This window comes from Actinoplanes octamycinicus (assembly GCF_014205225.1).
In the GTDB taxonomy this organism is placed as follows: Bacteria; Actinomycetota; Actinomycetes; order Mycobacteriales; family Micromonosporaceae; genus Actinoplanes; species Actinoplanes octamycinicus.
Genome location: NZ_JACHNB010000001.1, coordinates 2,310,996 through 2,335,000 on the forward strand (window position 1 = coordinate 2,310,996; position 24,005 = coordinate 2,335,000).

A 24,005-nucleotide genomic window follows, 5' to 3' on the forward strand; every position below is an offset into this window, starting at 1 on the left:
CCCGTGTGCCAATCTGGTCACGAGCGGTCAGTGTGTCGTCACGTATGGTTGTCAAAGCCCGGTCCGGTGGGCTGAATGGAGTCCGTGGGCACGACCGAGGAACCTCCCCATCCGGCACCCTCCGGGCTCGCTCCGGGGCGGCTCGGCGCGGTCTCCGCCACGTTCTTCGGCGTCGCGGCCGCCGCCCCGATCGCCACCGTGGTCACCGTGATCCCGCCGGTCCTGGCCGCCGGCGCCGGCCCGCTGGCGGCACTCTCGGTGGCCGCCGTCACGGTCGTCCTGCTCCTTTTCGGTACGCCGTACGCCGCCATGATCCGCCGCACTCCCGGCGCCGGCGCGGCCTACCCGCAGCTCGCCCGCGGTCTGGGCCGGCCGGCCGCGCTGATCGGCGCCTGGCTGGCGCTGGCCGGCTATCATGCGATCCAATTCGGTCTCTACGCCGTGCTCGGCCAGGCCGCCGCGCCGCTGCTGGACAGCTGGTTCGGGGTGACCGCCCCGTGGTGGCTGGTGGCCGGCGCGGGCTGGCTGCTGGTCTCGCTCGGCGGCATCCTGCGCGTCGAGTTCGCGGCCGGCGTGATCGCCCTGCTCACCGTCGCCGAGACGGCGGTGCTGGCCGGCCTGGCCGCGGCGAACGTGCTGCGCCCGGCCGGCGGCGGCCCGATCCCGACCGGCACCTACCTGATCACCGACCCGGCTCGGATCGACCGCCCGCTGCTCGGCCTGCTGCTCGCCGTCGCGGTGCTGGCCTTCGCCGGTTTCGAGACCACCGCGACGTACGCGGAGGAGGCCCGCGACCCGCGCCGCACCCCGGGCCGGGCCGCGCGCGGAGCGGTCCTGCTGGTCGCCGTGCTGCTGGCCGGCGTCACCTGGAGCCTGATCGTGGCGGCCGGGCCGCCCGGGGTGGCCGGCCGGGCCGCCGCCCGCGGGCCCGAGCTGCTGTTCGCCCTGGCCGACGAGCGGCTCGTCCCGTGGGCCGTCACGCTCGGGCGGCTGATGCTGGTCACCGGCCTGCTCGCGGCCATCCTGGCGATGCACCACGCGATCACCCGCTACCTGTTCGCGCTCGGCCGGGAACGGGTGCTCCCGGGCGTACTGGGAAATGTCTCGTCCCGGACCGGCGCGCCGCGCGCCGCCTCGCTGACCCAGTCGCTGATCGCGGGGGCCGCCCTGACCGGCGCCTTCCTGGCCGGGGCGGCGGCCTCGGCCCGCACCGCCCGCTGGCTGGTGGTCGGCGGCGGCCTCACCGTCCTGGTGCTGCTGCTGCTCACCGCGGTGGCGGCGCTGCTGCACCTGAACCGCAGCCCGGGCCGGGAAGGCGTCTGGACCCGCTTCTTCGCGCCCGTTCTGTCCATTGTGTCCCTTGGCGTGCTGCTCTACCTGGCCTGCCGCAACCTCGCCGCGCTGCTGGTGGTCCGCCCCGGCTCGCCGTGGGTGGCGGTGGTCCTCGGGGCGCTCGCCGCGTGCCCGCTGGCCGGGCTCGCGCACGCGCTGGTGCTGCGGACGGCGCGCCCGGTCCGCTACGCGGGCATCGGCCTCGGCGGCGCGGTCCTGGTGATCACCCCGCGGCCGGTCCCCGGCGACCCGCCGGCCCCGATCCCGCGGCAGCGCACCCCGGGCGCGCACCGGCCCGAGCGCGTGCACCCGGACGGCGCCGGCTAGCCGTCGGCGGCGAGCGGGATCGCGCTGCCACGCACCAGGCCCAGCTGGACCGGCTGGCGGGACAGCGTGGCGTCGAGCAGCCAGTCGGTGACCACCCGGGTGCGGTTGCCCGGCATCGACAGCAGGTGGTAACCGCGGGTGACCGCCTTGCCGGCCACCCCGCCCAGCGGGACGCCGAGCGGGTTCGCCGCCGCCTTCCAGCCGCCCAGGTCGACCGCGAAACCCAGGTCGCGATGCCGGTACGGCCGCCGCCGCCCGTGCCCGTAGGAGGCGGCCACGTTCCCGGCGGCCAGCCGGCCCTGCCGGACCGCGTGCTGCGCGGTCATCCCGGTCAGCGAGCCCGGACGCAGCACGTCCGGCACCGCCGCGGCGTCCCCGCAGGCGAACACGTCCGGCCGGCCGGGCACGTTGAGGAACTCGTCGACCACCAGCCGCCCGTCCTGGGTGGCCAGCCCCAGCCCGGCGACCAGGGGCTCGGGCCGCACGCCGACGCACCAGACCAGCGTCCGGGTGGGCACCTGCTCGCCGGTGCTCAGCCGCACCCCGTCCGGCCCGGCCCGGTCCACCCCGGTCCCGGTGAGCACCCGCACGCCGCGCATCCGCAGCACCTCGGCGGCGGTGTGCGAGAGCCGCGGGTCGAGGGTCGGCAGCACCCGGTCGGCGGTGTCCACGACCAGCCAGCGGGGCAGGTCCCGGACCAGCGGCCGGCCGGCGGCCAGCGCCGCGGTGAACAGCGTGCCCTGGGCGGCCACCTCGGTGCCGGTGTAGCCGGCGCCGGCCACCACGAAGGTGCACCGGGCGCGGCGCTCGGCCGGGTCGGTGGCCTGCTCGGCGAGCTCGATCTGCCGGGTCAGGTGGTCACGCAGGTAGAGCGCCTCAGCCACGCCCCGGAAGCCGTGCGCGTACTCGCTCACGCCGGGCACCGGGAGCAGCTTGTTCACGCTGCCCAGGGCGAGCACCAGCCGGTGGTAGCCGAGCACCCGGCGGCGGCCCTCCGGATCGGCCCACTCCACCGTGCGGGCGTTCAGGTCGACGGCGCCGGCATGGCCGAGCAGGACCCGGACGCCGGGCAGCGTGGCCGCGAGCGGGACCGAGATCCGCCGCGGTTCGAGCACCCCGGTCGCCACCTCGGGCAGCAGCGGCAGGTAGAGGAAGTAGTCGGTCGGGTTGAGCAGCACGATCTCCGCCCGGCCGCGGGCGAGCCGCTGCAACCGGCGGGCGGCCGAGTGGCCGGCGAAGCCGGCGCCGACGATGACGATCCGCGGGCGAGCCATGCGCAACAGCGTGCCACCAGGGAAAACCGTCGCGGTGAAGTTACCGAAAGTTTCCCGCGGAGCTGGCAGCATGATTCCTGATGACCGTGACCGGCACCCCGGCGGCGGCCACCAGGGGACCGCTGGTGGCGGCTGTGCTGGTGATCGTCCTCGGCGGCGAGCTGATCCTCGGCTGGCCCGCGCTGACCGCGGCGATCGCCCAGTTGCGCACGCCGCACTGGGGCTGGGTGGGCGCCGCACTGGCCGCCGAGATCGTCTCGATGGGCACCTACGCCCGGATGCAGCGGGCGCTGCTGCGCGGCGCGGGCACCAAGGTCAGCGTGCGGCGGCACGTGGCGATGGCCTACGCGGCGCATTCGCTGAGCGTCACGCTGCCCGGCGGCCCGGTCTTCTCGACCAGCTTCAACTTCCGGCAGATGCGCCGCTACGGGGTGTCGCCCGCGGCGGCGTCCTGGTGCATCGCGCTGAGCGGGGTGCTCTCCACCGGCGCGCTGATCCTGGTCGGCTCGGTCGGCGGGCTGCTGACCCGGAACACCGGCAGCTGGCGCACGCTGCTCGGCTACGCGCTCGGGGCGATCCTGGTGACCGCCGGGGTGCGGTGGCTGGCCAAGCATCCACTGTGGCTGGAGCGGCCGGTGCGGGCGCTGCTCGGCGGGGTGAACCGGGTCCGCCGGCGGCCGCCCGAGCACGGCGCGGACCGGCTGTTCGGGTTCGTCACCCAGCTGCGCGCGATCCGGGTGCACCCGGTGCACTTCGCCGTCGCGGTGCTGCTCGCGCTGGCCAACTGGCTGTTCGACGCGTTGTGCCTGTGGATGTGCTGCGTGGCGGTGGGCGCGGACCGGATCGCGCCGGTGCACCTGCTGATCGCGTACTGCGCCGGGATGGCGGCGGCCAGCGTCCCGGTGATCCCCGGCGGGCTCGGGGTGGTCGACGCGGCCCTCGTGCTCGGTCTGGTCGCCGGCGGCCTGACCAGCGCGAACGCGGTCGCCGCGGTGGTCCTCTACCGGCTGATCAGCTTCGGGTTCATCATCGGCACCGGATGGCTGGTCTGGCTGCTGCTGCGGCACCGGGCGAAGAAGGCGGCCGCCTGATTCAGGTGCGCTCCTCCGGCCGGACCGGGGCCTCGTCGTGCTTGCGGCCGAACAGCTTCCAGCCCCGCTTCTTCTTCTCCACCACGGGCGCCGCGGCCCCGTTCAGGATGTCCAGCCGCTGCCGGGCCACCGGGTTGTTCGGCTCCAGCCGCAGTGACGTGGTGAGCGCCTGCCGGGCCTGGTCGACGTGGCCGAGCGCGGCCAGCGCCACCCCGTGCGTGAAGTAGTAGTGCGCCTCGTTCGGGTCCAGCCCGATCGCGGTGCGCGCGGCCTGCTCGGCGTCGGCCAGCTGGCGGTCGGCGGCGAGCAGCGCCCAGGCCACCCGGTCGTGCCAGAGCGGGTTCTTCGGCTCCACGATGACCGCCCGGTACGCCATCGACATCGCCTCGTCGTGCTTGCCCTGCAGGGTCAGCGCGCGGCTGGCGATGGCCAGCGGGCGCGGGTCCTCGGGGGCCAGCTCGATCGCCCGGTGCGCGGCGGCCAGCGCCGGTTCCACCTGGTCCAGTGCGAGCCGGACGCGGGCCATCAGGATCCAGCCGGCGGCCGCCTGCGGGTTGCCGGCCAGCACCGGTTCGAGCATCGCGGCGGCCTCGGCCGGCTGCAGGTTCTCGAAGAGGGCGGCCGAGCGCGCGATCGCCATGTCGGTCGGATCGGCGAAGGCCCGCTCGGCGACGCCGGGATGGGCGGTTGGGGCCACATCGGTCATCGGGCCGCTCCGGGTAGCCAGGGGACGGGGCTCACAGGCTTCCCTTCGGCACCCGGTCGGGATTTCTTAGAAGCGCGGCACCATCGAGGTCAGCAACCGGACCGCGAAACCGGCCAGGCTGGCCACCCCGAGCAGGCCGGGCAGCCAGCCGGCCGGCGCCACGGTGGCGGCGATCAGGAGGGCGAGGGTCAGGGCCGCCGCGCCGCTCGCGGCCCGCTGCCGGGTGACCACTTCTTTGAGGTACGACCGCAGCACCCGATCCACCCGGTGCAGGAAGTACCCGGCGTACCCGGCCGGAGCCAGCGCGGCCACCGCGGCCAGCACCCGAGCCCACCCGGGCGAGTCGTCCGCCACCCGCCAGCCCAGGTAGGCGAAGACCACCATGATGATCGCCGTGTAGATCAGGAACTGCCGCAACGCCGCGTCCAGCAGGTTCCGGCTGGCCTCCTGCCGCGGGTCCGCGCGCAGCGCCGCCACCAGCCCGGTCGCGCCCCGGGCCAGCCGGCTCAGCGCGAACGGGTTGCGGTGCACCACGTCGAAGGCGGCCAGCTCGTGCCGGGCCACCGCGTTCTCCGGGTCCAGCCGGAGCGCGTCGAGCAGCGCCGCCCGGGCCCGCTCCGGCAGGTTCAGCTGCTTCATCACGATGGCGTAGGTGATCCGGAAGTCGGCCTCGTCCGGGCCCAGCCGGACCGCCTCGCGGGCCGCGTGCTCCGCCTCCACCGACCGGGTGCCCTGCTCCAGCAGCGCCCAGGCCAGCCGGTTGTGCCGGTACGGGTTGTCCGCCTGCCGGGCCACCGCCTCCCGCGCCGTGCCGATCGCCTCGTCGTGCCGCCCGAGCGCGGTCAGCGTCCGGCTCAGCGCGGTCAGCGCCTCGGCCGAGCCGGGGGCCTGCCGGACCGCCCGGGTGGCCACCTCGTGCGCCAGCTCGGGTTTCTCCAGCGCCAGCTGGGCGTGCGTCATCAGCACCAGGGCCGGGAGGTGGTCGGGTTCCGCCGCGAGCACCGGCCCGAGCAGCTCGGCGGCCGCGGCCGGCTCGCCCCGTTGCAGCCGCACCCGGGCCAGCGCGACCGGCTGACCGGTCATCAGGCCGGCACCGTGGCGTACGCCCGCACCGGGAACGTCCCGAAGCCGGCGATCCGCGGCGGCACCGCGGTGAACCGGAAGCCGTGCGGCGGCAGCGCGGCGAGGTTGGTCAGGTGCTCGACGATCGGGATCCCGGCGGCCAGCAGCAGGCTGTGCGCCGGCCGCTCGCCGTGGGCCTGCGCCGTGATGTCGTCGATGTTCACCGCGTCGATCCCGACCAGCGCGGCGCCCCGGTCGACCAGGTCCTGCGCACCGTCCCGGGTCAGGTAGGGCGCGTCGACCGCATAGTCCTTGGTGGCCCAGTGCCGGTCACCGCCGGTGTGCAGCAGCACCGCCCGGCCGGCCACGTCCACCTCGGCCAGCGCCGCGGCGGTGACCCCGCGCGGGCCGCCGGCCGCCCGGACCACCACGGCGGGCAGCTCGGCGAGCCGGTCCAGCGGCAGCCCGGCCAGGTCCGTCCCGTCCGGGTAGCGGTGGAACGGGCTGTCCAGGTAGGTCCCGGTGTTGCCGACCAGGGTGATCCGGTCGATGGAGAACTCCGTGCCGGGCGCGTACCGGTCGCGCGACTCGGCGTGGCTGAGGTACCGGCTGATCCGCGGGCCGGGCAGCCCCGGATAGGTGGTCAGCCCGTCCCGGATCACGTGGCTCAGCTCGACGAACCGGGTCGGCGGCCGGCGTGGCCCGGGGATCACCGCCGGCTCGCCGAAGACCCGGACCGCGCTCAGCCGCGCCCGGTCGACCGGACGCGGCGCGAGCAGGGCGATCAGCCGTTCGGTGATCTCCGCCTCGGTGACGTCGGGATGCGGCACGTCCACCTGGAAGCGCCGGGCGCTCAGGTCACCGCCGTCGGTGAAGGTGACCTCCGCGTCGAACTCGGCCCGATACCGCAGCACGTGCGCCTCCTGACATCAGGACAGGCCGATCACGCCCTCGGCGATCAGCCAGATGCCGAAGATAGCGAAAAGTGCCGCCGCGCCCCACTTGATGATGTGCTCCGGTAGGTGTTTACCGAGCATCCGGCCGACCAGGATGGCCAGCGCGTCGGCGGCCACCATGCCGATCGTGGAGCCCAGCCAGGTGCCGAACCAGCCGTACTGGGTGGCCAGGGTGATCGTCGCCAGCATGGTCTTGTCGCCCAGCTCGGCCAGGAAGAAGGCGCCGCCGACGGCCAGGATCGCCGAGCCGGTGGAGCGCTCCGCCTTGTTCTTCTCGTCGTCGGTGAGCTTGTCGCCGCGCAGCGTCCAGGCGCCGAAGGCGAGGAAGGCGACGCCGGCGATCAGCGAGATCCAGTCGGTCGGCAGGGTCGCCCCGAGGAAGTATCCGACGCCGACCGAGACCAGGTGGACCAGCGCGGTGGCCGCGGTGATCCCGATCAGCACCGGGATCGGTTTGAAGCGGGTGGCGAAGGTCATCGCCATGAGCTGGGACTTGTCGCCGAGCTCGGCGACGAAGATGACCGCGAAGCTGACGCCCAGCGCGGTGAGGAAAACTTCCACAGATAACTCCCGGTGAAGCACGACCGGGTTTCAGACGCAGGGCGACCTCGACCCGGCCGTCCGATTGGAACAGCCTGGTCGAAGGTCTCGCTCGCCTCGGTGTGAGGCCGCGCGGCCGGACGGTCCGTGGAACGTCAGTATGTCGACCGCGACATTGGGAGCTACTCCCCTTCGCGAGATCGACTCTACCCGAACAGCAGCGGAGCCCGGCGGCGAGATACGTCACCGGGCCCCGCTGTCCGCGAACCTCAGCGGCCGATCAGCCGCTGCAGGCGCATCCGGTCGGCCGGTCCGGCCGAGCGCTTGAGTGCCGGCTGACCCGGGTCCGGCGGGGTGAGCGGCTTGCACTGCTTGTCCGAGCGGTCGCCCCGGGCCCGCGCCGGCAGCGCGCCGGTGGCCAGGTAGTCGGCGACCGCGTCGTCCACGCACGCGTTGCCGAACAGCGACCCGGCGTGCGTGGTGCCGTTCACCCCCTCGATCAGCGCGGCGCGCGGGAACCGCCGCCGCACCTCGAGGCTCCCGGAGTACGGCGTGGCCGCGTCCAGCGTCTCGCTGAGCAGCAGGATCGGCGGCACCTTCGACCCGTCCACCCGGGCCGCCGGCTTCGCGGGCGCGGCCCAGTGCCGGCACGGCGCGTTGTACCAGGCGTTGCCCCAGGTCTCGAACGGCGCCCGGTGGTGGACCCGCCAGTTCTCCCTGGACCAGGTCGACCAGGACGCCGGCCAGGGCGCGTCGGTGCACTGCACGGCCAGGTAGATCGCGTAGTTGTTGTCGCTGCCCGGGGTCTGCGGGTTGTTGTCGTCGTAGAGCTTCTTCAGCCCGGCCGGGTCCTTCTTGGTGACCCAGCTGGAGAACGCCTGCCCGACCTGCTCCCAGCCGAAGATGTAGTAGCCGGGCTGCAGGAAGATGTCGGTCAGCTCGGCCGGGCCGATCACCCCGCCGGCCGGCTTGGCGCCCAGCGCGGCGAGCTGGCGGTAATAGAGCTGCTCGACCGCCTTGCGGGTCCGGCCCAGGTGGTAGACGGCGTCGTGGTCGGCCAGCCAGCGGAAGTAGATCTTGATGTTCCGGTCGAACGCGATGTCCTGGTCCAGGTTCGACTGCCACCAGATCCGGCCCGGGTTGACGTTGCCGTCCAGCACCATCCGGCGCACCCGCTCCGGGAACCGGGTCGCGTAGACCTGACCGAGGTAGGTCCCGTAGGAGAAGCCGTAGAAGCTGACCTTCTCGGCGCCCAGCGCCTGCCGGATGCTGTCGATGTCCCGGACCGAGTCCTCGGTGCGCAGGTGCCGCAGCAGCGCCCCGCCGGCCTTGGCGCAGTCCGCCGCGTACTTGCGGCTGCGGGCGTGCCAGGCGGCCTCGATCGCCGGGGTGACCGGCACGTAGGCCGGCCGGCGGTACCCGGCGTAGTCACTGTCGCAGGTCAGCTTGGGCTTGCTGGCGCCGACCCCGCGCGGGTCGAAGCCGATCCAGTCGTAGCCGGCGCCGGCCTGTTTCGGCACGTGCGAGCCGAGCGTGGCCATGCCCCGCCCGGCGCCGCCCGGCCCGCCCGGGTTGACCAGGATCGGGCCCTGGTACTTGTCGGCCGGCACGGTGTGCTTGACCCGGGCGACGGCCAGCTCGATGGTGGCGCCGCCGGGGTTCGCGTAGTCCATCGGCACGGTGACGAACCCGCACTCCGCGCCCTGCGCCTTGAGCGAGGTGTCGGTGCAGGGGCTCCACACGATCGGCGCCGGCTTGTAGCTCGGGGCGCCGCGTGGTGGCGCCGCCTCCGCCGAGGTGACCGCGGCGCCCACCGCGCCGAGCACGACCACGGTCGCGGCCGCCCAGATTCTCTTCATGCCTCGCCCCTCGGTGTCCGATTCGCCCCATATGCTGAAGCGTTCTCGGGCACTTTCCACCTGTCCACGCCGACGGTGGCCCCCGAAAGGGATCAGGAGCGGCGCCGGGTCAGCAGCGCCAGCAGGCCCAGGGCGGCGACGATCGTGCCGTACCAGAGCGCGGTGGTGTGCAGCCCGATCCGGGTGGCGGCCTGCCCGGCGATCACCGCGGGGATGCTCAGCGCCGCGTACGAGATGGTCAGCGCCACCGCCAGCAGCTCGCCCCGCTCGTGCGGCGCGGCGATCCGGGCGAGCGTGCTGAACGAGGCCAGCGACGCCGCCCCGAACCCGGCCCCGGCGATCACCGTGCCCGCGGTGGCCAGCGCCAGGCTGCCGGTGACCAGCCCGGCCACCCCGAGCGCGCCGCCGGTCAGCAGCCCGGCCCCGGCGATGGTCAGCACCCGGGCGGTGGCCACCCCGCGCAGCAGGAACGAGGTGATCGCCCCGGTGCCGGTGACCAGCGCGACCACCAGGCCGGCCAGCAGGTGGTCGTGGACGCCGAACGCCTCGGACGCCACCGACGGGCCGAGCGACAGGTAGAGCCCGCCCAGCGCCCAGCTCGCCACGATGATCGGGACCAGCGCGAACAGGTCGCCACGCAGCCGGGCCGGCACCCCGAGCCGGGGGATCAGCGAGGCGGCGGCGCCCGGCCGGCGGACCGAGGTCTCCGGCATCCCGGCGACCGCCAGGCCGGCGATCACCATGGCGGTGAGCAGCACCGCGTAGACCAGGTGGGTGGGGAACGGCGCGAACTCGACCAGCGCGCCGGCCCCGAACGCGCCCAGCCCCAGCCCGGCCACCGGCGCGAGGCCGCTGATCAGGCCGGCCCGGCCGGGCGCGTGCGCCGGATTCAGGTCGATCAGCGTGGCGCCCAGCGTGCTGAGCGCGGCGCCGGTCGCCACGCCCTGCACGATCCGGGCCACCAGCAGCACGGACACGTCGCCGGCGGTCAGGAAGAGGACCAGCGCGACGGCCTCCAGCAGGATCGCGCCGGCCAGCACCGGGCGGCGGCCGACGTGGTCGGAGAGCGCGCCGGCGGTGAGCAGGGTGGCGATCAGGGCGACCACGTAGACCGCGAAGATCACCGTCAACATCGCCGGGGAGAAGCCCCAGAGCTGCTGGTAGACGACGTAGAGCGGGGACGGGACGGCGGAGGCGGCGGCGAACGTCACCAGGATGGCGGCGATCGCGGTGAACGCGGCGGGCCGGCTCAACCGGGCCGGTGCGACGGTGCGCTCGGCGACGACGGTCATGAGGAATCCCCCAGTGATTGAACAGACAGGTCTGTCTAGTTGTCTGACGCAGACACTAGACAGACCTGTCTGTTACCGTCAATCGCATGTCAGTCGCGTCACCCCGCCGGTCGGCCCGCGAGCGCCTGCTGGCTGCCGCCGACGAGCTCTTCTACGCCGAGGGCGTGCACACCGTGGGCATCGACCGGGTGATCGAGCGCGCCGGGGTCGCCAAGGCGTCCCTCTACTCCGCGTTCGGCAACAAGGACGGCCTGGTCCGGGCCTATCTGCAGGGGCGGCACGAGGAGCGCCAGGCGCGCATCCTGCGCCGCGTCCACGCCCACGACGATCCGCGTGACCGGCTGCTCGCCGTCTTCGACTCGCTCGCCGAGTCGGCCGCCAAGCCCGGCTTCCGCGGCTGCGCCTTCTACAACGCCGGCGCCGAGGCCGACCCGCACGGCGTGGTCCGCGAGGAGTCCGACGCCAGCCGCGCCTGGACCCGGCAGCTCTTCACCGACCTGGCCCGGGAGGCCGGCGCGCCGGACCCGGCCGCGCTCGCCGCCCAGCTGGTCATCCTCTACGACGGCGCGATGGTCGGTGCCCGCCAGGACCCCGGCCCGGCCGCCGTGCACCAGGCGCGGGTGATCGCCGCCGCCCTGCTCGACGCCGCGACCGGGTGACCCTCCCAGGATCAAGACCACTTTCCGGTACGCCCACCCGTACCGAAAATCGGCTTTGATCTCGATCTGGTGGCCGCCTCGTCAAGCGTCCCGCGTTCCCGCGACCATCCGGTCCCGCGTTCCCGCAACCGTCCAGTCCCGCGTTCCCGCAACCATCCGGTCCCGCGTTCCCGCAACCATCCGGTCCCGCGTTCCCGCAACCATCCGGTCCCGTGCTCCCGCAACCATCCAGTCCCGCCCTCCCCAGGGGGCCTCCCCGAGGACAGTGTGGCGCGGAACGGCGGCTCCGCGCGGCGAGGTTGTGGACGGCGCGCTGGTGTGGACAACCGGTCACTCCCGGATCGCGGGCTTCTCCAGCGGCTCCGGGATCCGCGCGGCGCTCTGCAGCGGCTGCGCCTCGGCCAGCTCCGCGCTGACCTTCGCCTCGTCCGCCACGAATTCCCCGGACGCGGCCCGGCCGGCGGCCGGTGCGGCGATGGACCGGCTGCGGACCAGTGACGCCAGCGCGCCGAGCACGGCCATCCCGATCGCCATCCAGAAGACCACCACCAGGCCGTCGTGGAACGGGTCGGCGATCAGCCGGGGGAAGAACTCCAGGCCGGTCAGGGTGGCCGCGTTGTCCGGCGGCAGCGCGCCCAGCACCGACGGCCCGAGCAGTTCGGCGATCGGGTTGTAGCCGAGGAACGCGGCGAACAGCGTGCCGACCGGCGGGATCTGCGCGGCGTTGGTGGCCACGTCGGCCGGCACGCCCTGCGCGGTGAGCCCGGCGTGCAGGCTGGCCGGCAGCGAGTCGGAGAGACCGGCCACCATCAGCGAGAAGAAGACGCCGATGGAGAGCACCTGCCCGGCGTTCATGAAGGTGGCCCGCATGCCGGAGGCCGCGCCGCGCATGTTCGCCGGGACGCTGGACATCAGCAGCGCGGTGTTCGGCGCGGAGAACAGGCCGCCGCCCAGGCCGTTGATGAAGATCAGCACGGCGAACACCGGGTAGCCGAAGTCGCCCGGGACGAGCAGCAGCCCGGCGAACGACGCGGCCATCACCAGCAGGCCGCCGGCCGCGAACGGGCGGGCGCCGAACCGGTCGGAGAGGAACCCGGCGAGCGGGCCGGCGACCAGGAAGCCGATGGTCAGCGGGACCAGGTAGATGCCGGCCCAGAGCGGGGTCTGCTCGTAGTCGTAGCCGTGCAGCGGCAGCCAGATCCCCTGCAACCAGATGATCAGCATGAACTGCAGGCCGCCGCGGGCCACGCTGGCCAGCAGGTTCGCCAGGTTGCCGCCGGTGAACGCGGCGTCGCGGAACAGCTTGAGCGGGAACATCGGCTCGGCCACCCGGGTCTCGATGATCCCGAAGAGCACCAGCACCAGCGCGCCGCCGATCAGCCCGGCCAGCACCCACGGGTTGGTCCAGCCCTGGGTGTGCCCGCCGTACGGCTGGATGCCGTAGGTGATCGCGACCAGCACCGCGGTCAGGCCGAGCGCGAACGTGGCGTTGCCCCACCAGTCGATCCGGGCCTGCCGCCGGGCCCCGGTGTCGTGCAGCGACCGGTACGCCCAGACCGCCCCGGCGATGCCGAGCGGGATGTTCACCCAGAACACCGAGCGCCAGTCCCACTCGGCCAGCACCCCACCGGCGACCAGGCCGATGAACGAGCCGGCCAGCGCCGAGACGATGTTGACGCCGAGCGCCATGCCGCGCTGCTCGGCCGGGAACGCGTCGGTGATGATCGCGGCCGAGTTGGCCATCAGCATGGCGCCGCCGATCGCCTGCAGCACCCGCCAGCCGATCAGCCAGACGGCGCCGCCGCCCCCGTGGAACGGGTCGACGGAGAGGATGACCGAGGTGAGCGCGAAGATGGCGAAGCCGACGTTGTAGATCTTGACCCGGCCGTACATGTCGCCGAGCCGGCCCAGGGTGACCACCAGCACCGCGGTGACCAGCATGTAGCCCATCAGCATCCAGAGCAGGTAGCTGACGTTGCCTGGGGCGAGCGGGTTGATGCCGATGCCCTTGAAGATGGCGGGCAGCGAGATCAGCACGATGGACGAGTTGATCGTCGCGAGCAGGTTGCCGAGCGTGGTGTTGGAGAGCGCGACCCACTTGTAGCGCGGATGATCCACGGCGAGCATGCGATCAGTCCTTCCGGGTGTCCATGAGCAGGTCGTTCAGCCGGTCCAGGGCGGGCAGCGCGGCGACGATCGCGGCCCGGTCGGCCTCCGGGAGCCGGTTCAGCACCTCGGCGAGCGCCTCGGCGCGCCCGGCCCGGCGCTTAGCCACCGCGTCCCGTCCGGCGTCGGTGATGCCGACGACCACCGCCCGGCCGTCCGCCGGGTCGCTGCCCCGGCTGGCCAGCCCGTCCCGCTCCAGGCGGGTGACCAGCTGGGTCATCGCCGGCTGGGTCACCCCCTCGGGGCCGTGCAGCTCGCAGAGCCGGTGCGGCCCGGAGCGCTCCAGGCGGGCCAGCGTGGAGGCGGCGGTGAGGCTGAGCTCGCTGCGCGGCGTGATCCGCCGCAGGCCGGCGTAGAGACGTTCGAAGGTGGTCGCGACGGCCGCGTCCTCGTTCGGGGTGCGCACCCCGAATTTATATCACCTACTTATACAAGCATGTTATGTACCGTGGCGCTTTCCACTCCGACGCGCGACCCCGGAATTCCCACGAGGCACCCGGGTCGCCTGGGACCATGCGAGACATGGACGAGTTCTGGCTCCACCCGCGGCTGGGGACGGCAACTCGGGACGGCCGGGCGCCGCGGCACTTCCTGGTCGCGCTCCAGCACGCCGCGCACACCATCGACGCGGACCCGCGCTGGCAGCGGTGGTGGCACCGGAGCGGCATCCAGGGGTGCCAGCTCGGCATCGTCACCGAGGGCGTCGACCACCTGCGCCCGAGCGCCGACATCCGCCGGGTCGACGACCAGCTGCGCGCCAACTTCACCTGCGCGCTGCCGCCGGCCTGCTCGGAGACCGAGCTGATGCGACTCGCGGTGACCGAGGTGCGGACCATGTTCGAGGTGATCCGGGAGGCGATGGCGCTGCCCGACCTGCCGCCCGACCCGGAGCCGGCCCCGCCCCCGGCCAGCGGCGGCGCCGACCTGCCGGTGATCGAGAAGGCGCTCCCGTCGGTCCCGCGTGAGCTGGCCGGACAGGGCTACCTGACGCTCACCCAGGTGCAGAACTTCTTCGGGTGATCATGCTGCTGTCCCTGCTGGCGGTGAGCGCCGGACTGTCGATCGGCGCGCCGGTCCCGGTCACCATCGCCCGGTACGACTTCAACGGCCGTGGCGGCCTGGTCCTCGACGACTCCGGGTTCGGCCATCACCTGCGGATCATCTCCGGGCACGGCGGTCAGGTCCGGCTGGTGGTGCACGGCGCCGGCAACGCGGTCGCCTTCCCGGCCCACTGCGAGCAGGCCGTCTGCCCGCACGTGGCGTTGCAGAGCCCGGGCACCGCCGATCTGAACCCGGGCACCCGCAACCTCGCCTACGGCGCCGACGTGCTGCTCGCCCCGGCCGCCACCAGCAAGGGGCAGAACGTGGTGCAGAAGGGCTACTCCAAGACCAGCAGTCAGTACAAGCTGCAGGTCGACGGTGCGGCCGGGCAGCCCAGCTGCGTGCTGGTGGACGTGCGCAGCCCGGGGATCCGGATGGTGCGCAGCTCGGCCTCGGTCGCCGACGGCCGCTGGCACCGGGTGCGCTGCGAGCGGGCCGGCGGCCGGTTCGACATCTACGTGGACGACGTGCTGCGCGGCCGGACCCGGATCCCGGCCGGTCTCGCGGTCGCCAACAACCGGCCGCTGAGCATCGGCGGCAAGGGCGCCTACCGGGACAACGATCAGTTCAACGGCGCCCTGGACAACGTCTGGGTCCGGATCGGATGAGGGGCGTGACCCGCTAGCCGGCCAGGGCGGTGAGCAGGGCTCCGTCCGGGGTGTCCCCGGACAGCTCCCAGGCGAAGACCCCGCCCAGCGCCCGGCTCCGGGCGAAGGCCACCTTGCCGCGGATGGTGTCCGGGGTGTCGTAGGACCACCACTGCGCCCCGCACCGCGCGTACGCCGTCCCGCCCACCGTCCCGGTCGGCGGGCAGCGGGTGGCCAGCACCTTGTAATCCTCCATCCCCTTCTCGTACTTCCCGGGCGCCGGCCCCGTGGCGGCCGCGCCCGGCGCCGGACTGCGCACCCCGGTCCACCCGCGTCCGTAGAACCCGATCCCGAAGAGCAGTTTCGCGGCCGGCACGCCCTGGCCGAGCAGCCGGGACACGGTCGCCTCGGTGGTCGCCCCGGGCCGCGGGATGCCCGGGTACTCGGTCAGCGGCGAGTGCGGCGCCGTCCGTACCCCGGAATCCCCGGCCCCGAAATAGTCGTAGGTCATCGCGCTGAGCCAGTCGGCCGGCGCGGCCGCCGCCGAGTAGTCGGTCGCCGCGAGCTTCCGCAGATCGCCCGGCACCGCCGCGGTGACCAGCGCGTCCTCGCCGAAGGCGGTGCGCAGCCCGCCAAGTACCCGGGCCAGCGCCTCCCGCCCGCTGGTGTCGCAGCTCAGGCCGCACGCGTTCGGGTACTCCCAGTCCACGTCGATGCCGTCGAACAACCCGGCCCAGCGCGGATCGGTGACCAGGTCGTGGCAGGACTTGGCGAACGCCGCCGGGTCGGCGGCCGCCGCGGTGAACCCGGACGACCAGGTCCACCCCCCGAACGACCAGATGATCTTCAGTCCGGGGTGCGCCGCCTTCAGCTTCCGGAGCTGCCCGAAGTTCCCGCGCAGCGGCGCGTCGGCGGCGTCCGCCTCGCCGTCCACACTGTTCGCCGCGGTCACCGGTTTCTGGTACGCCGCCCACGCGTCGCCCACCCCGCACCGGCCCTGGTCGACCTTGCCGAAGGCGTACAGCAGGTGGGTGAGCCGCCCGGCCTGCACGTCCCGCACCCGGAACCCGCGCCCGTAGACGCCCCACTCGGTGAAGTACCCGGCCACCACCGGCCCGTCCGGGACCCGTGGCGCCGGGCGGGCCGGGGCCGAGCAGGCGGTCAGGAACAGGAGCAGCAGGGCGAGAAAGGCACGCACCGGCACGAAAGTAGCCGCCGAACCGGGTGATCGGCCCCACGTTCCCCCTATCGTGTGCCGCCGTACGACCCGAGCCGGGCTGTGCCATTGTCGAGCCGTGGCCGTATTCGCTTGGCGCCGAGTCCTGGGCCGGGCGCGTGCCGTGCTCCGCAGCGCGCTGATCACCTTCGTCGTGGTCACCGTGACCCTGTGGCTGATGCCCGGCGTGGCCAGCGCGGACATCCTGGACACGCTGAGCCTGGTGGTCCTGGTCGCGGTGGTCGGCGCGGTGCTGCGGCCGCTGCTGCTGCTCGGGATCACCGCGCTGGGCGGCTGGGGCGCCATGCTGTTCGGCGTGGTCACCCAGGTCGCGGTGATGGTGGTGGCCCTCGACCTGGACCCGGCGAACCGGATCAGCGGGCTGCCCACCCTGGTCGTCGCGGCGATCCTGGCGGTGATCTTCGCGGCGCTGCTGGACTGGATGGTGGACGCCGGCAGCGACGACACCTTCGTCCGGGAGGCCCGGCGGCTGATGCGCGGCGTCCGGCGCCGCGCCGCCCGGCGGGCCGGCGGGCCGTTCCTCACCCTGCGCCGGCCCCGTCCGGGCACCGAGCCGGGGCTGCTCGTGGTGCAGCTCGACGGGGTCGCCGAGCCGGTGCTGCGCTGGGCGGTCCGGGCCGGCAACCTGCCGGTTCTCGGGCACTGGCTGCGGTCCGGCAGCCACACCGTGCGCCGCTGGCACACCGGGCTGCCGTCCACCACCCCGGCCTCGCAGGCCGGCATCCTGCACGGCGCGTCCCGGCAGATCCCGGCGTTCCGCTGGTTCGAGAAGGAGTCCGGCAAGATCCTGGTGGCGAACCGGCCGCGGGACGCCGCGGTGATCGAGCGCCGGCTCAGCGACGGCCGCGGCCTGCTCCGCGACGGCGGGGTGAGCATCGGCAACGCGTTCGGCGGGGACGCCGCCACCAACCTGCTCACGGTCAGCCACGCGGCTCTGCCCGGCCGGTCGGCGCGCGGCTGGGCGGCGTTCATGGCCTCGCCCTACGGCTTCACCCGCGCGCTGGTGCTCGGCGTCGCCGAGGTCTTCACCGAGCTGCACCAGGCCCGCCTGCAGCGCCGCCGCAACCTGCTGCCCCGGGTCAGCCGCTCGGGGGCGTACCTGGCGCTGCGCCCGGCCGCCATGCTGCTGCGCGACGTGAACGTGTCGCTGGTCGCCGAGCAGATGGCCCGCGGCGTCCCGGTGATCTACTGCGACCTGGTCGACTACGACGAGGTGGCGCACCACGCCGGCCCGGCCCGGCCGGAGTCGATGCGCCAGCTGGAGAGCCTGGACCGGGTGCTCGGCGTGCTGGAGCGGCTGTCGCCCGAGGCGGCCCGGCGCTACCACCTGGTGGTGCTCTCCGACCATGGGCAGAGCCAGGGCGCCACGTTCCGGCAGCGGCACGGCGAGACGCTCGACGAGGTGGTCCAGCGGCTCACCGCGGAGACCGCGGCCGCGCCCCGGGAGCCGGCCGAGGAGCAAGGCAAACGCGCGCCCGATCCGGCTCCGGCGGCGCCACTGCTGGTGCTGTCGTCCGGGAACCTGTCGCTGGTCTACCTGACCCGCTTCCCGCACCGGGTGCTGCGCGCCGAGATCGAGGAGACCTACCCCAGGCTGATCGCCGGGCTGGCCGCCCATCCGGGCATCGGGCTGGTGGTGGTCGGGGACGAGCAAGGGCCGATCGCTTTCGGTCCGGGTGGCAGCCATCGGTTGCGGGACGGCGAGGTGTCCGGGCAGGACCCGCTGCTTCCGTACGGCCGGCAGGCGCGCGCCGACCTGCTGCGTCACCAGGAGGCCGCGCACGTCGGCGACCTGGTCGTGATCAGCTCGGTCGACTCGGAGACCGAGGAGGTCGCGGCGTTCGAGGAGCTGGTCGGCTCGCACGGCGGCCTGGGCGGCTGGCAGACCGACGCGGTGCTGGTGCACCCGGCGGCCTGGACCGTCACCGCCGAGCTGGACGGCCCGGACGCGGTGCACCGGCAGCTGATCGAGTGGCTGACCATGCTCGGCCTGCGCGAGACAGCCCGGCCCGCGGTCACCGCCGGCGACCCGATCCACGCCGACGACCTCGACCGGAACCGGTCACCGCGACTTTCCCCGACCCGCGAGGGTTAGTCCGGTGTGCGCCGCCGTGCTCTGACCACCGTCCTGCTCGCCTGGACCCTGCTGCTCCCCGCGGCCCCGGCGTCCGCTCTCCCTCCGGCGTCGCCCCGCCCGGCCCCGTCCTCAGCACCCGCCGCGTCCTCAGCACCCGCCGCGTCCTCAGCACCCGCCCGGTCCTGGCCTGCGCCGGTCCCCGCCTTCCGTGCGGTGTCGCGTTCCACCGCACCGGTGTCGTCCCGGGTCGCGCCCACGTTCAACGGCAGCGTCCACGCGATCGTCCACCGCGGCACGACCGTCTACATCGGTGGGGCGTTCACCACCGCGACGTCGGGTGGCCGGACCTACCCGAGGCAGCGGCTGGCCGCCTACGACACACGTACCGGGGAACTGCTGAGCTGGGCGCCACCGGCCGACGGCACGGTCCGCGCGCTGGCCGCCACGCCGGACGCGCTCTACGCTGCCGGGTTCTTCCACACCGTCGCCGGCAAGAAGCGGGACGCGGTCGCCGCGCTCGACCCCGCCTCCGGGCGGGTGCTCCGGTTCGCCCACCCGGTGGACGGGACCCCGTACGCGCTGGCCGTCGCGAACGGCCGCCTCTACCTGGCCGGCAGCTTCACCCGGGTGGACGGCGAGCCACGCGCCAACCTGGCCGCGTTCACACTGGCCACCGGGCGCCTCGACGGGACCTGGCACCCGGCCGCCGACGACCGGGTGCACAGCCTCGCGGCCGGCGGCGGCCGGATCTACCTGGGCGGCGCATTCCGCAGCGTGGACGGCGTACGCGGCACCCCGCGGCTGGCGGTGACCGACGGACGTACCGGAGCCGTCGACCCGTGGTTCCAGCCCGCACCGGTGGCCGAGGTGACCGCGGTGGCGGTGGACGGCGCCGGCGTCTACGCGGCCACCGGCGGCCAGGGCGGCCGGGCCGTCGCCTACGCCTTCGACGGCCGGATGCGCTGGCAGCAGGTCTTCGACGGAGACGCTGCCGCGATCATCACGGCCGCCGGAGTGACCTATGTGGGCGGCCACTTCGACCGGGCCTGCCGCACCCCGCGAACCGGCCCGCAGGGCGCCTGCCTGGACGGCGCCCTGCCCCGGGTCAAACTCGCCGCGATCAGCCCGGACGGCCGCCTCACCCCGTGGAACCCCCAGGCCAACGGCGTGATCGGCGTCCGCGCCCTGGCCGTGGGCCGCAACCCACCCACCCTGGAAGCCGGCGGCGACTTCACCACCATCGGCGGCCTTCCGTCCCCCCGCTTCGCCAGCCTCTCCCGCTAGTAGCCACGGCGGCCGTCCCGCCCACGCCGGTTCGGCTCGCGCTGGTCCGTCCACTTGCCAGCCCCCGCCCACGAGGGCGTAATCCCCCCAATTCGGCAATGTCAGGGTTCTCCGACTCGACTCCGCCCCCGCCGCAGCTCCGCTCCGGCTCCGCCCTCGCCCCGGCTCCGGCGTCGGCTCCGCCCTCGCCCGGCTCCGCTCCGGCGTCGGCTCCGCCCCCGCTCCGGCTCCGCCCGGCCCGGCTCCGCTCCGGCTCCGGCGTCGGCTCCGGCGTCGGCTCCGCTCCGGTTCCGGGTCCGCTGCGGCTCCGGCTCCGGGTCTGCTTCGGCTCCGCTCCGGCCCGGGTGCGCTTCGGCTCCGGCCCCGGTTGCTGTGTCGGCTGGACGTGGCCCAGTCACTTCAGTCGCCGGCTTGGAAGCGTCCCGTGGCGTCTGGGCGACCCCGCCAACTTCCGGTCCCCGCCCGGGAATCTTCCTGCGATGTCGATCGAGGGCGGGCCGGCAACTTTTCAGTCCCCGCCCACCCAAGGGGGAGCCGCCCCGAAAACAGTGTGACCTGGTAGCGGGATCTTGGGCGCCGGGCCTGTGGACAACGCGCTGATGTGGATGACCTGACGGGGGCGGGTCAGGTCAGTTTGCGGCGGCGGGCGACGGCCTCGCTGATCGTCCAGTAGCGGGCGGGCAGCACCCGGGCCAGCAGGTCGGCGGCGCGTGCCGCCTTGGTGATCACCAGGCGGGGGCGGCGGGACTGGATGGCGGCGACGATCTGGCGGGCGGCCTCCTCCGATGGGAGGGTCAGCGCGGTCTCGTGGAACCGCCTGTTCTCCGCGGCCTGGGCGCCGTCCGGGTCGGGGCCGCTGAGCCGGGCGTTCAGCGCGATGTTGGTGCGCACCCCGCCGGGATGCACCACGGTCACCCCGACTCCCCGCGGCTCCAGCTCGTGCCGCAGCGCCTCGGTGAACCCGCGCACCGCGTACTTGCTGGTCGCGTACGCCACCTGGCCGGGCGGGGCGATCAGGCCGAACAGGCTGGACACGTTCACCAGGTGCGAGCCGGGGCGGGCCAGCAATTGTGGCAGGAACGCCTTGGTCATCCGGAGCACCGCGTGCAGGTTGATCTCCAGCAGCCATTCGACGTCGGCGAGCGCGTTCTGCTCGAAGGTGCCGGACAGCGTCACGCCGGCGTTGTTGATCAGCAGGTCGGCGCCGCCGAGCCGGGAGGCCACCTCGGCGGCCAGGTCGCCGCGGTCACCACCGTCGGCCAGATCGATGACGTACGTCGAGACGTCCGGCGCGCCCAGTTCCCGGGCCATCGTCGCGACCCGGGCCAGCCCTTCGGCGTCGCGGTCGACCAGCACCAGCACCGCGCGGCGCTTCGCCAGGTCGAGGGCGAGCGCGGCGCCGATCCCACCGGCCGCTCCGGTGATCACACAGGTACGTCCCGCGAAGGTGAACCGTCGCACCGCATGCCCTCCGGGTAAGCCGCCGTCCCCGGAGACTATCCCGGCACCGTCCGGCAGCTGGCCCTTACCGGCCGCTCGGGGCGCGCACGGGCAGGCGGAAAGAAGCAGGGGCGGTGCTCACCGCGTACGCCACAAGGGTCTTATGCCGGGTTTTCCTCGACCGGCGCGCTGGCCGCGGCGCGGGCCCGGCGCCGGCGGATGTGCCGCACGTGCAGCGTCACATAGGTGCCGACCGCGAGCACGATCACCGCGATGGCCGGCCACTTGTACTTGTGCACGTGCTCGAAGATCGTCCCCAGGTTGGCGCCGAGGAAGTACGACACGGTCGTCCACCAGCCGACCCAGAGCGCCGCGCCGATCGCGTTGTAGAGCGTGAACGTCTTCCACGGCATTTTGGTGATGCCGGCGATCACGCCGTTGAGCTGGCGCAGCCCGTCGATGAAGCGGGCCACCACGATGATCCGGTTGCCGCGCCGGGCGAAGAACTTCTCCGCCTTCTCCAGCCGCTCCGGGGTGATGAAGATGTACTTGCCCCAGCGGTGCACCGCCTTGCGGCCGCCGCGCAGGCCGATCCAGTACCCGATGTTGTCGCCGACCACCGCGGTGACGAAGCTGACCAGCGCCACCACATAGATGTTCATCCGGCCGGTGCTCGAGTAGATCGAGGCGGCCACCATGATCGTCTGGCCGGGCGCGGGCACCCCGAAGCTCTCCACGACCATCACCGCGGCGAGAGCCAGGTATCCCCAGCGGTCCAGGATCGGGGCGACGCTGTGCAGGAACCCGGGGAGCTCGGCTGAAGGTGGCATCGGCACTACGGTAGCCGCCGATGGTGACGACGGTCGCATGGACCTGTTCCGCAATCCTGGTCAGACCTTTTCGGGTGGCGGCGCGGTCACCCAGCGAAACGGCCCCGCTCCGAGGAGGAGCGGGGCCGTTTCACAGCGTCACTAGATGGTCTCGGAGGCCAGCTGGTTGCGCAGCTTGGCGAGCGCCTTGGTGAGCAGGCGGGAGACGTGCATCTGGGAGATCCCGATCTGGTCGGCGATCTGCGACTGGGTCAGGTTGCCGTAGAAACGCAGCGTCAGGATCCGCTGCTCACGCTCGTCCAGGGTGGCGAGCGCCGGGCCCAGGGCGACCCGGGTCTCGGCCAGCTCGAACTCGTGGTCCTCGCCGCCCAGGGTGTCGCCCAGCTCGGTGGAGCCGTCCGCGCTGATCGGAGTGGAGAGCGAGGTGGCGTTGTAGGCGCGGGCGCCCTCCAGGCCCTCCAGCACCTCCTCCTCGCTGATGCCGAGGTGGGCGGCGATGTCCGGGACCGTCGGGGAGCGGCCGAGGGAGTGGGTGAGCGTGCTGTTCGCCTCGGTGATCGCCAGGCGCAGCTCCTGCAGCCGGCGCGGGACGCGGACCGACCAGGTGCGGTCGCGGAAGTGCCGCTTGATCTCGCCGATGATGGTGGGGATCGCGTAGCCGGCGAAGTCGACGCCGCGCTCCGGGTCGAACTTGTCGACCGCCTTGATCAGGCCGACCATGGCGGTCTGCACCAGGTCGTCGGTGGGCTCACCGCGACCGGAGTAACGGTTGGCGAGGTGGCGGGCGAGCGGCTGCCAGGCCTCGATCGCCTGGTCGCGGAGCGCGGCCCGGGACGGGTGCCCGGCCGGCATCGCAGCCATCGCGTTGAGCAGTTCCGCAGCGCTGTCCACGGGGCTTTCGGCGCTGGCAGCCGTCGACGGTGCGACGGTCGTCGAAGTCGAAGTCTCCATGACGGTCATGCGAGGTCCTCCCTGGCACCTTTCCGGAGAGCCGGTCCACATGGCACATGGACCCAGTCGGTCGGGCGTCCTTACCCACGGGCGACGCCGCCTAGTCACTCGGCGGCGCCCGCGCATGGTGGTCCGTTCAGTTGGGACCACCCTAGCTTGATGTCTGACGAAAGACTAGCCGAAAGTATGAGTGACACTCGTCCGACTGGTGTGCAGCGGCCGCAGTCCGGCGCGAGCCGGCCGCATCACTGCACTTCCTGGCTGGTGCGGTGCGCGGCGACCACCGGACGTTGTAGCCACTCCTCGTGGTCGTCCTCACGGTGACGCTGCCGTGGCGATGTGCCCCACCGATCGCCTCCGAGCCGGTCTGATCCGGCTTCCGCGTCTCGACGAGCTCTTCCCCGTCGCTTTCAAGACCCGATTGGGGTACGCCCACCGCGCTCGTGCCGCCGGGCCGCGTAGCTCTGACGTTCCGCACAGGCGTCATCACAGAATGAACAGAAGTCGTATCCACTTCACCTTCTCACCGACGTTCACACGGGTTCGCCGGAACCGCAGCGGACTCATCCACAACAACGGTGTCGTAGGAGGGGGGTGGATTTGGCGCCGCGCGAGCGGCCGGGTAATGTTCTCCGAGCCGGCAGGGAAACGGGCGAGCGGAGAGATCCGCAGCGGCCGTCCTGCCAAACCCCCAAGATCGAGCGCGGCGCTTCGTCGTGTAAGGTTCCGCGGGGCTCGAGCGAGATTCGCTTCCGGCAAATCTGAGGGAAACCGCGGATTTGGCGAAACGAAAGCGCGAGGGTAAAGTTGAACGAGTGCCCCGGAGGGCGGGCCGCGAAAGCGGAGCGTTTGATGGTGTGCGGTTGTTCTTTGAGAACTCAACAGGGTGCTTGAAAAGCCAGTGCCAATTATGGCAATACCCCGGCCTGTCCTTCGGGATGGGTGGGAGATTCCTTTGGCAACATTTTGTTGCCGGGACGCTTTACAACAGATTTTGTTGGAGAGTTTGATCCTGGCTCAGGACGAACGCTGGCGGCGTGCTTAACACATGCAAGTCGAGCGGAAAGGCCCTTCGGGGTACTCGAGCGGCGAACGGGTGAGTAACACGTGAGTAACCTGCCCCAGACTTTGGGATAACCCTCGGAAACGGGGGCTAATACCGAATATGACCTGGCACCGCATGGTGCTGGGTGGAAAGTTTTTCGGTTTGGGATGGACTCGCGGCCTATCAGCT

Annotated in this window: 20 protein-coding genes and 1 rRNA gene (1 of these 21 only partly in view); 8 read left to right on the forward strand and 13 right to left on the reverse strand. The window is 73.1% G+C overall.

What is annotated here, in order from left to right; translation table 11 throughout:
* Positions 1 to 84 precede the first annotated feature (84 nt).
* Positions 85 to 1,659 (forward strand): APC family permease, encoded by a 1,575-nt coding sequence (locus tag BJY16_RS10435; protein WP_185039098.1) that lies wholly within the window; start codon positions 85 to 87, stop codon positions 1,657 to 1,659.
* Here BJY16_RS10435 and BJY16_RS10440 read toward each other — a convergent pair.
* On the reverse strand, positions 1,656 to 2,933 hold the full coding sequence (locus BJY16_RS10440) for an NAD(P)/FAD-dependent oxidoreductase (protein ID WP_185039102.1): 1,278 nt from the start codon (positions 2,931 to 2,933) through the stop codon (positions 1,656 to 1,658). The genes BJY16_RS10435 and BJY16_RS10440 overlap by 4 nt on opposite strands.
* 80 nt (positions 2,934 to 3,013) lie before the next feature.
* On the opposite strand from BJY16_RS10440, the gene BJY16_RS10445 reads away from it, so the two are divergent.
* Positions 3,014 to 4,024 carry a lysylphosphatidylglycerol synthase transmembrane domain-containing protein gene (locus tag BJY16_RS10445; RefSeq protein ID WP_185039105.1) on the forward strand — a complete coding sequence of 337 codons (1,011 nt, stop codon included), beginning with the start codon at positions 3,014 to 3,016 and terminating at the stop codon, positions 4,022 to 4,024.
* Position 4,025: 1 nt separating this feature from the next.
* Here BJY16_RS10445 and BJY16_RS10450 read toward each other — a convergent pair whose 3' ends face one another.
* The 6 genes from BJY16_RS10450 to BJY16_RS10475 form a co-directional block, all read right to left on the reverse strand.
* Positions 4,026 to 4,730, reverse strand: coding sequence for a tetratricopeptide repeat protein (locus BJY16_RS10450; RefSeq protein ID WP_185039108.1), 705 nt, complete (start codon positions 4,728 to 4,730; stop codon positions 4,026 to 4,028).
* Between the two features lie 66 nt (positions 4,731 to 4,796).
* Positions 4,797 to 5,813, reverse strand: coding sequence for a tetratricopeptide repeat protein (locus BJY16_RS10455; protein WP_185039111.1), 1,017 nt, complete (start codon positions 5,811 to 5,813; stop codon positions 4,797 to 4,799).
* On the reverse strand, positions 5,813 to 6,706 hold the full coding sequence (locus tag BJY16_RS10460; protein ID WP_185039114.1) for a cyclase family protein: 894 nt from the start codon (positions 6,704 to 6,706) through the stop codon (positions 5,813 to 5,815). The genes BJY16_RS10455 and BJY16_RS10460 overlap by 1 nt, the downstream gene beginning before the upstream one ends.
* A 15-nt stretch (positions 6,707 to 6,721) precedes the next feature.
* The gene (locus tag BJY16_RS10465) at positions 6,722 to 7,309 is read right to left on the reverse strand and encodes a TMEM165/GDT1 family protein (protein WP_185039116.1); all 588 of its coding nucleotides are present in this window, start codon (positions 7,307 to 7,309) and stop codon (positions 6,722 to 6,724) included.
* A gap of 248 nt (positions 7,310 to 7,557) precedes the next feature.
* Positions 7,558 to 9,147 carry an alpha/beta hydrolase gene (locus tag BJY16_RS10470; protein ID WP_185039118.1) on the reverse strand — a complete coding sequence of 530 codons (1,590 nt, stop codon included), beginning with the start codon at positions 9,145 to 9,147 and terminating at the stop codon, positions 7,558 to 7,560.
* A 92-nt stretch (positions 9,148 to 9,239) separates the two neighbouring features.
* Complete coding sequence (locus BJY16_RS10475; protein ID WP_185039121.1) at positions 9,240 to 10,439, reverse strand: MFS transporter; 1,200 nt, start codon at positions 10,437 to 10,439, stop codon at positions 9,240 to 9,242.
* Between the two features lie 86 nt (positions 10,440 to 10,525).
* Between BJY16_RS10475 and BJY16_RS10480 the strand changes: the two genes are divergently transcribed.
* Complete coding sequence (locus BJY16_RS10480) at positions 10,526 to 11,098, forward strand: TetR/AcrR family transcriptional regulator (protein WP_185039124.1); 573 nt, start codon at positions 10,526 to 10,528, stop codon at positions 11,096 to 11,098.
* A 330-nt stretch (positions 11,099 to 11,428) separates the two neighbouring features.
* Here the strand turns inward: BJY16_RS10480 and BJY16_RS10485 are convergent, their stop codons facing one another.
* Positions 11,429 to 13,225, reverse strand: a complete 1,797-nt coding sequence (locus BJY16_RS10485; protein ID WP_185039127.1) for an MFS transporter — start codon at positions 13,223 to 13,225, stop codon at positions 11,429 to 11,431.
* A gap of 4 nt (positions 13,226 to 13,229) precedes the next feature.
* The gene (locus BJY16_RS48340) at positions 13,230 to 13,670 is read right to left on the reverse strand and encodes a MarR family winged helix-turn-helix transcriptional regulator (RefSeq protein WP_185039130.1); all 441 of its coding nucleotides are present in this window, start codon (positions 13,668 to 13,670) and stop codon (positions 13,230 to 13,232) included.
* A 116-nt stretch (positions 13,671 to 13,786) separates the two neighbouring features.
* Here BJY16_RS48340 and BJY16_RS10495 point away from each other — a divergent pair, with 116 nt between their 5' ends.
* Positions 13,787 to 14,284 (forward strand): hypothetical protein, encoded by a 498-nt coding sequence (locus BJY16_RS10495; protein WP_185039133.1) that lies wholly within the window; start codon positions 13,787 to 13,789, stop codon positions 14,282 to 14,284.
* A gap of 2 nt (positions 14,285 to 14,286) precedes the next feature.
* Positions 14,287 to 14,973 (forward strand): LamG-like jellyroll fold domain-containing protein, encoded by a 687-nt coding sequence (locus tag BJY16_RS10500; protein ID WP_185046383.1) that lies wholly within the window; start codon positions 14,287 to 14,289, stop codon positions 14,971 to 14,973.
* 13 nt (positions 14,974 to 14,986) lie between these two features.
* Here the strand turns inward: BJY16_RS10500 and BJY16_RS10505 are convergent, their stop codons facing one another.
* Positions 14,987 to 16,150, reverse strand: a complete 1,164-nt coding sequence (locus tag BJY16_RS10505; protein ID WP_307835715.1) for a glycoside hydrolase family 18 protein — start codon at positions 16,148 to 16,150, stop codon at positions 14,987 to 14,989.
* A gap of 97 nt (positions 16,151 to 16,247) precedes the next feature.
* On the opposite strand from BJY16_RS10505, the gene BJY16_RS10510 reads away from it, so the two are divergent.
* Together BJY16_RS10510 and BJY16_RS10515 are read left to right on the forward strand one after the other, a co-directional pair.
* Complete coding sequence (locus BJY16_RS10510; RefSeq protein ID WP_239177172.1) at positions 16,248 to 18,284, forward strand: alkaline phosphatase family protein; 2,037 nt, start codon at positions 16,248 to 16,250, stop codon at positions 18,282 to 18,284.
* Positions 18,285 to 18,479: 195 nt separating this feature from the next.
* Positions 18,480 to 19,550: an NHL repeat-containing protein gene (locus tag BJY16_RS10515; RefSeq protein WP_185039137.1), complete on the forward strand. Its 1,071-nt coding sequence runs from the start codon at positions 18,480 to 18,482 to the stop codon at positions 19,548 to 19,550.
* A gap of 624 nt (positions 19,551 to 20,174) precedes the next feature.
* On the opposite strand, the gene BJY16_RS10520 is transcribed toward BJY16_RS10515, so the two are convergent.
* The 3 genes from BJY16_RS10520 to BJY16_RS10530 form a co-directional block, all read right to left on the reverse strand.
* Complete coding sequence (locus BJY16_RS10520; protein ID WP_185039140.1) at positions 20,175 to 21,011, reverse strand: SDR family NAD(P)-dependent oxidoreductase; 837 nt, start codon at positions 21,009 to 21,011, stop codon at positions 20,175 to 20,177.
* Positions 21,012 to 21,151: 140 nt separating this feature from the next.
* Complete coding sequence (locus tag BJY16_RS10525) at positions 21,152 to 21,820, reverse strand: DedA family protein (protein ID WP_185039143.1); 669 nt, start codon at positions 21,818 to 21,820, stop codon at positions 21,152 to 21,154.
* 141 nt (positions 21,821 to 21,961) lie between these two features.
* Positions 21,962 to 22,780 carry an RNA polymerase sigma factor SigF gene (locus tag BJY16_RS10530; protein WP_185039145.1) on the reverse strand — a complete coding sequence of 273 codons (819 nt, stop codon included), beginning with the start codon at positions 22,778 to 22,780 and terminating at the stop codon, positions 21,962 to 21,964.
* 985 nt (positions 22,781 to 23,765) lie between these two features.
* Between BJY16_RS10530 and BJY16_RS10535 the strand changes: the two genes are divergently transcribed.
* Positions 23,766 to 24,005: ribosomal RNA gene (locus BJY16_RS10535) — 16S ribosomal RNA — on the forward strand; it runs 1,275 nt beyond the window's last position.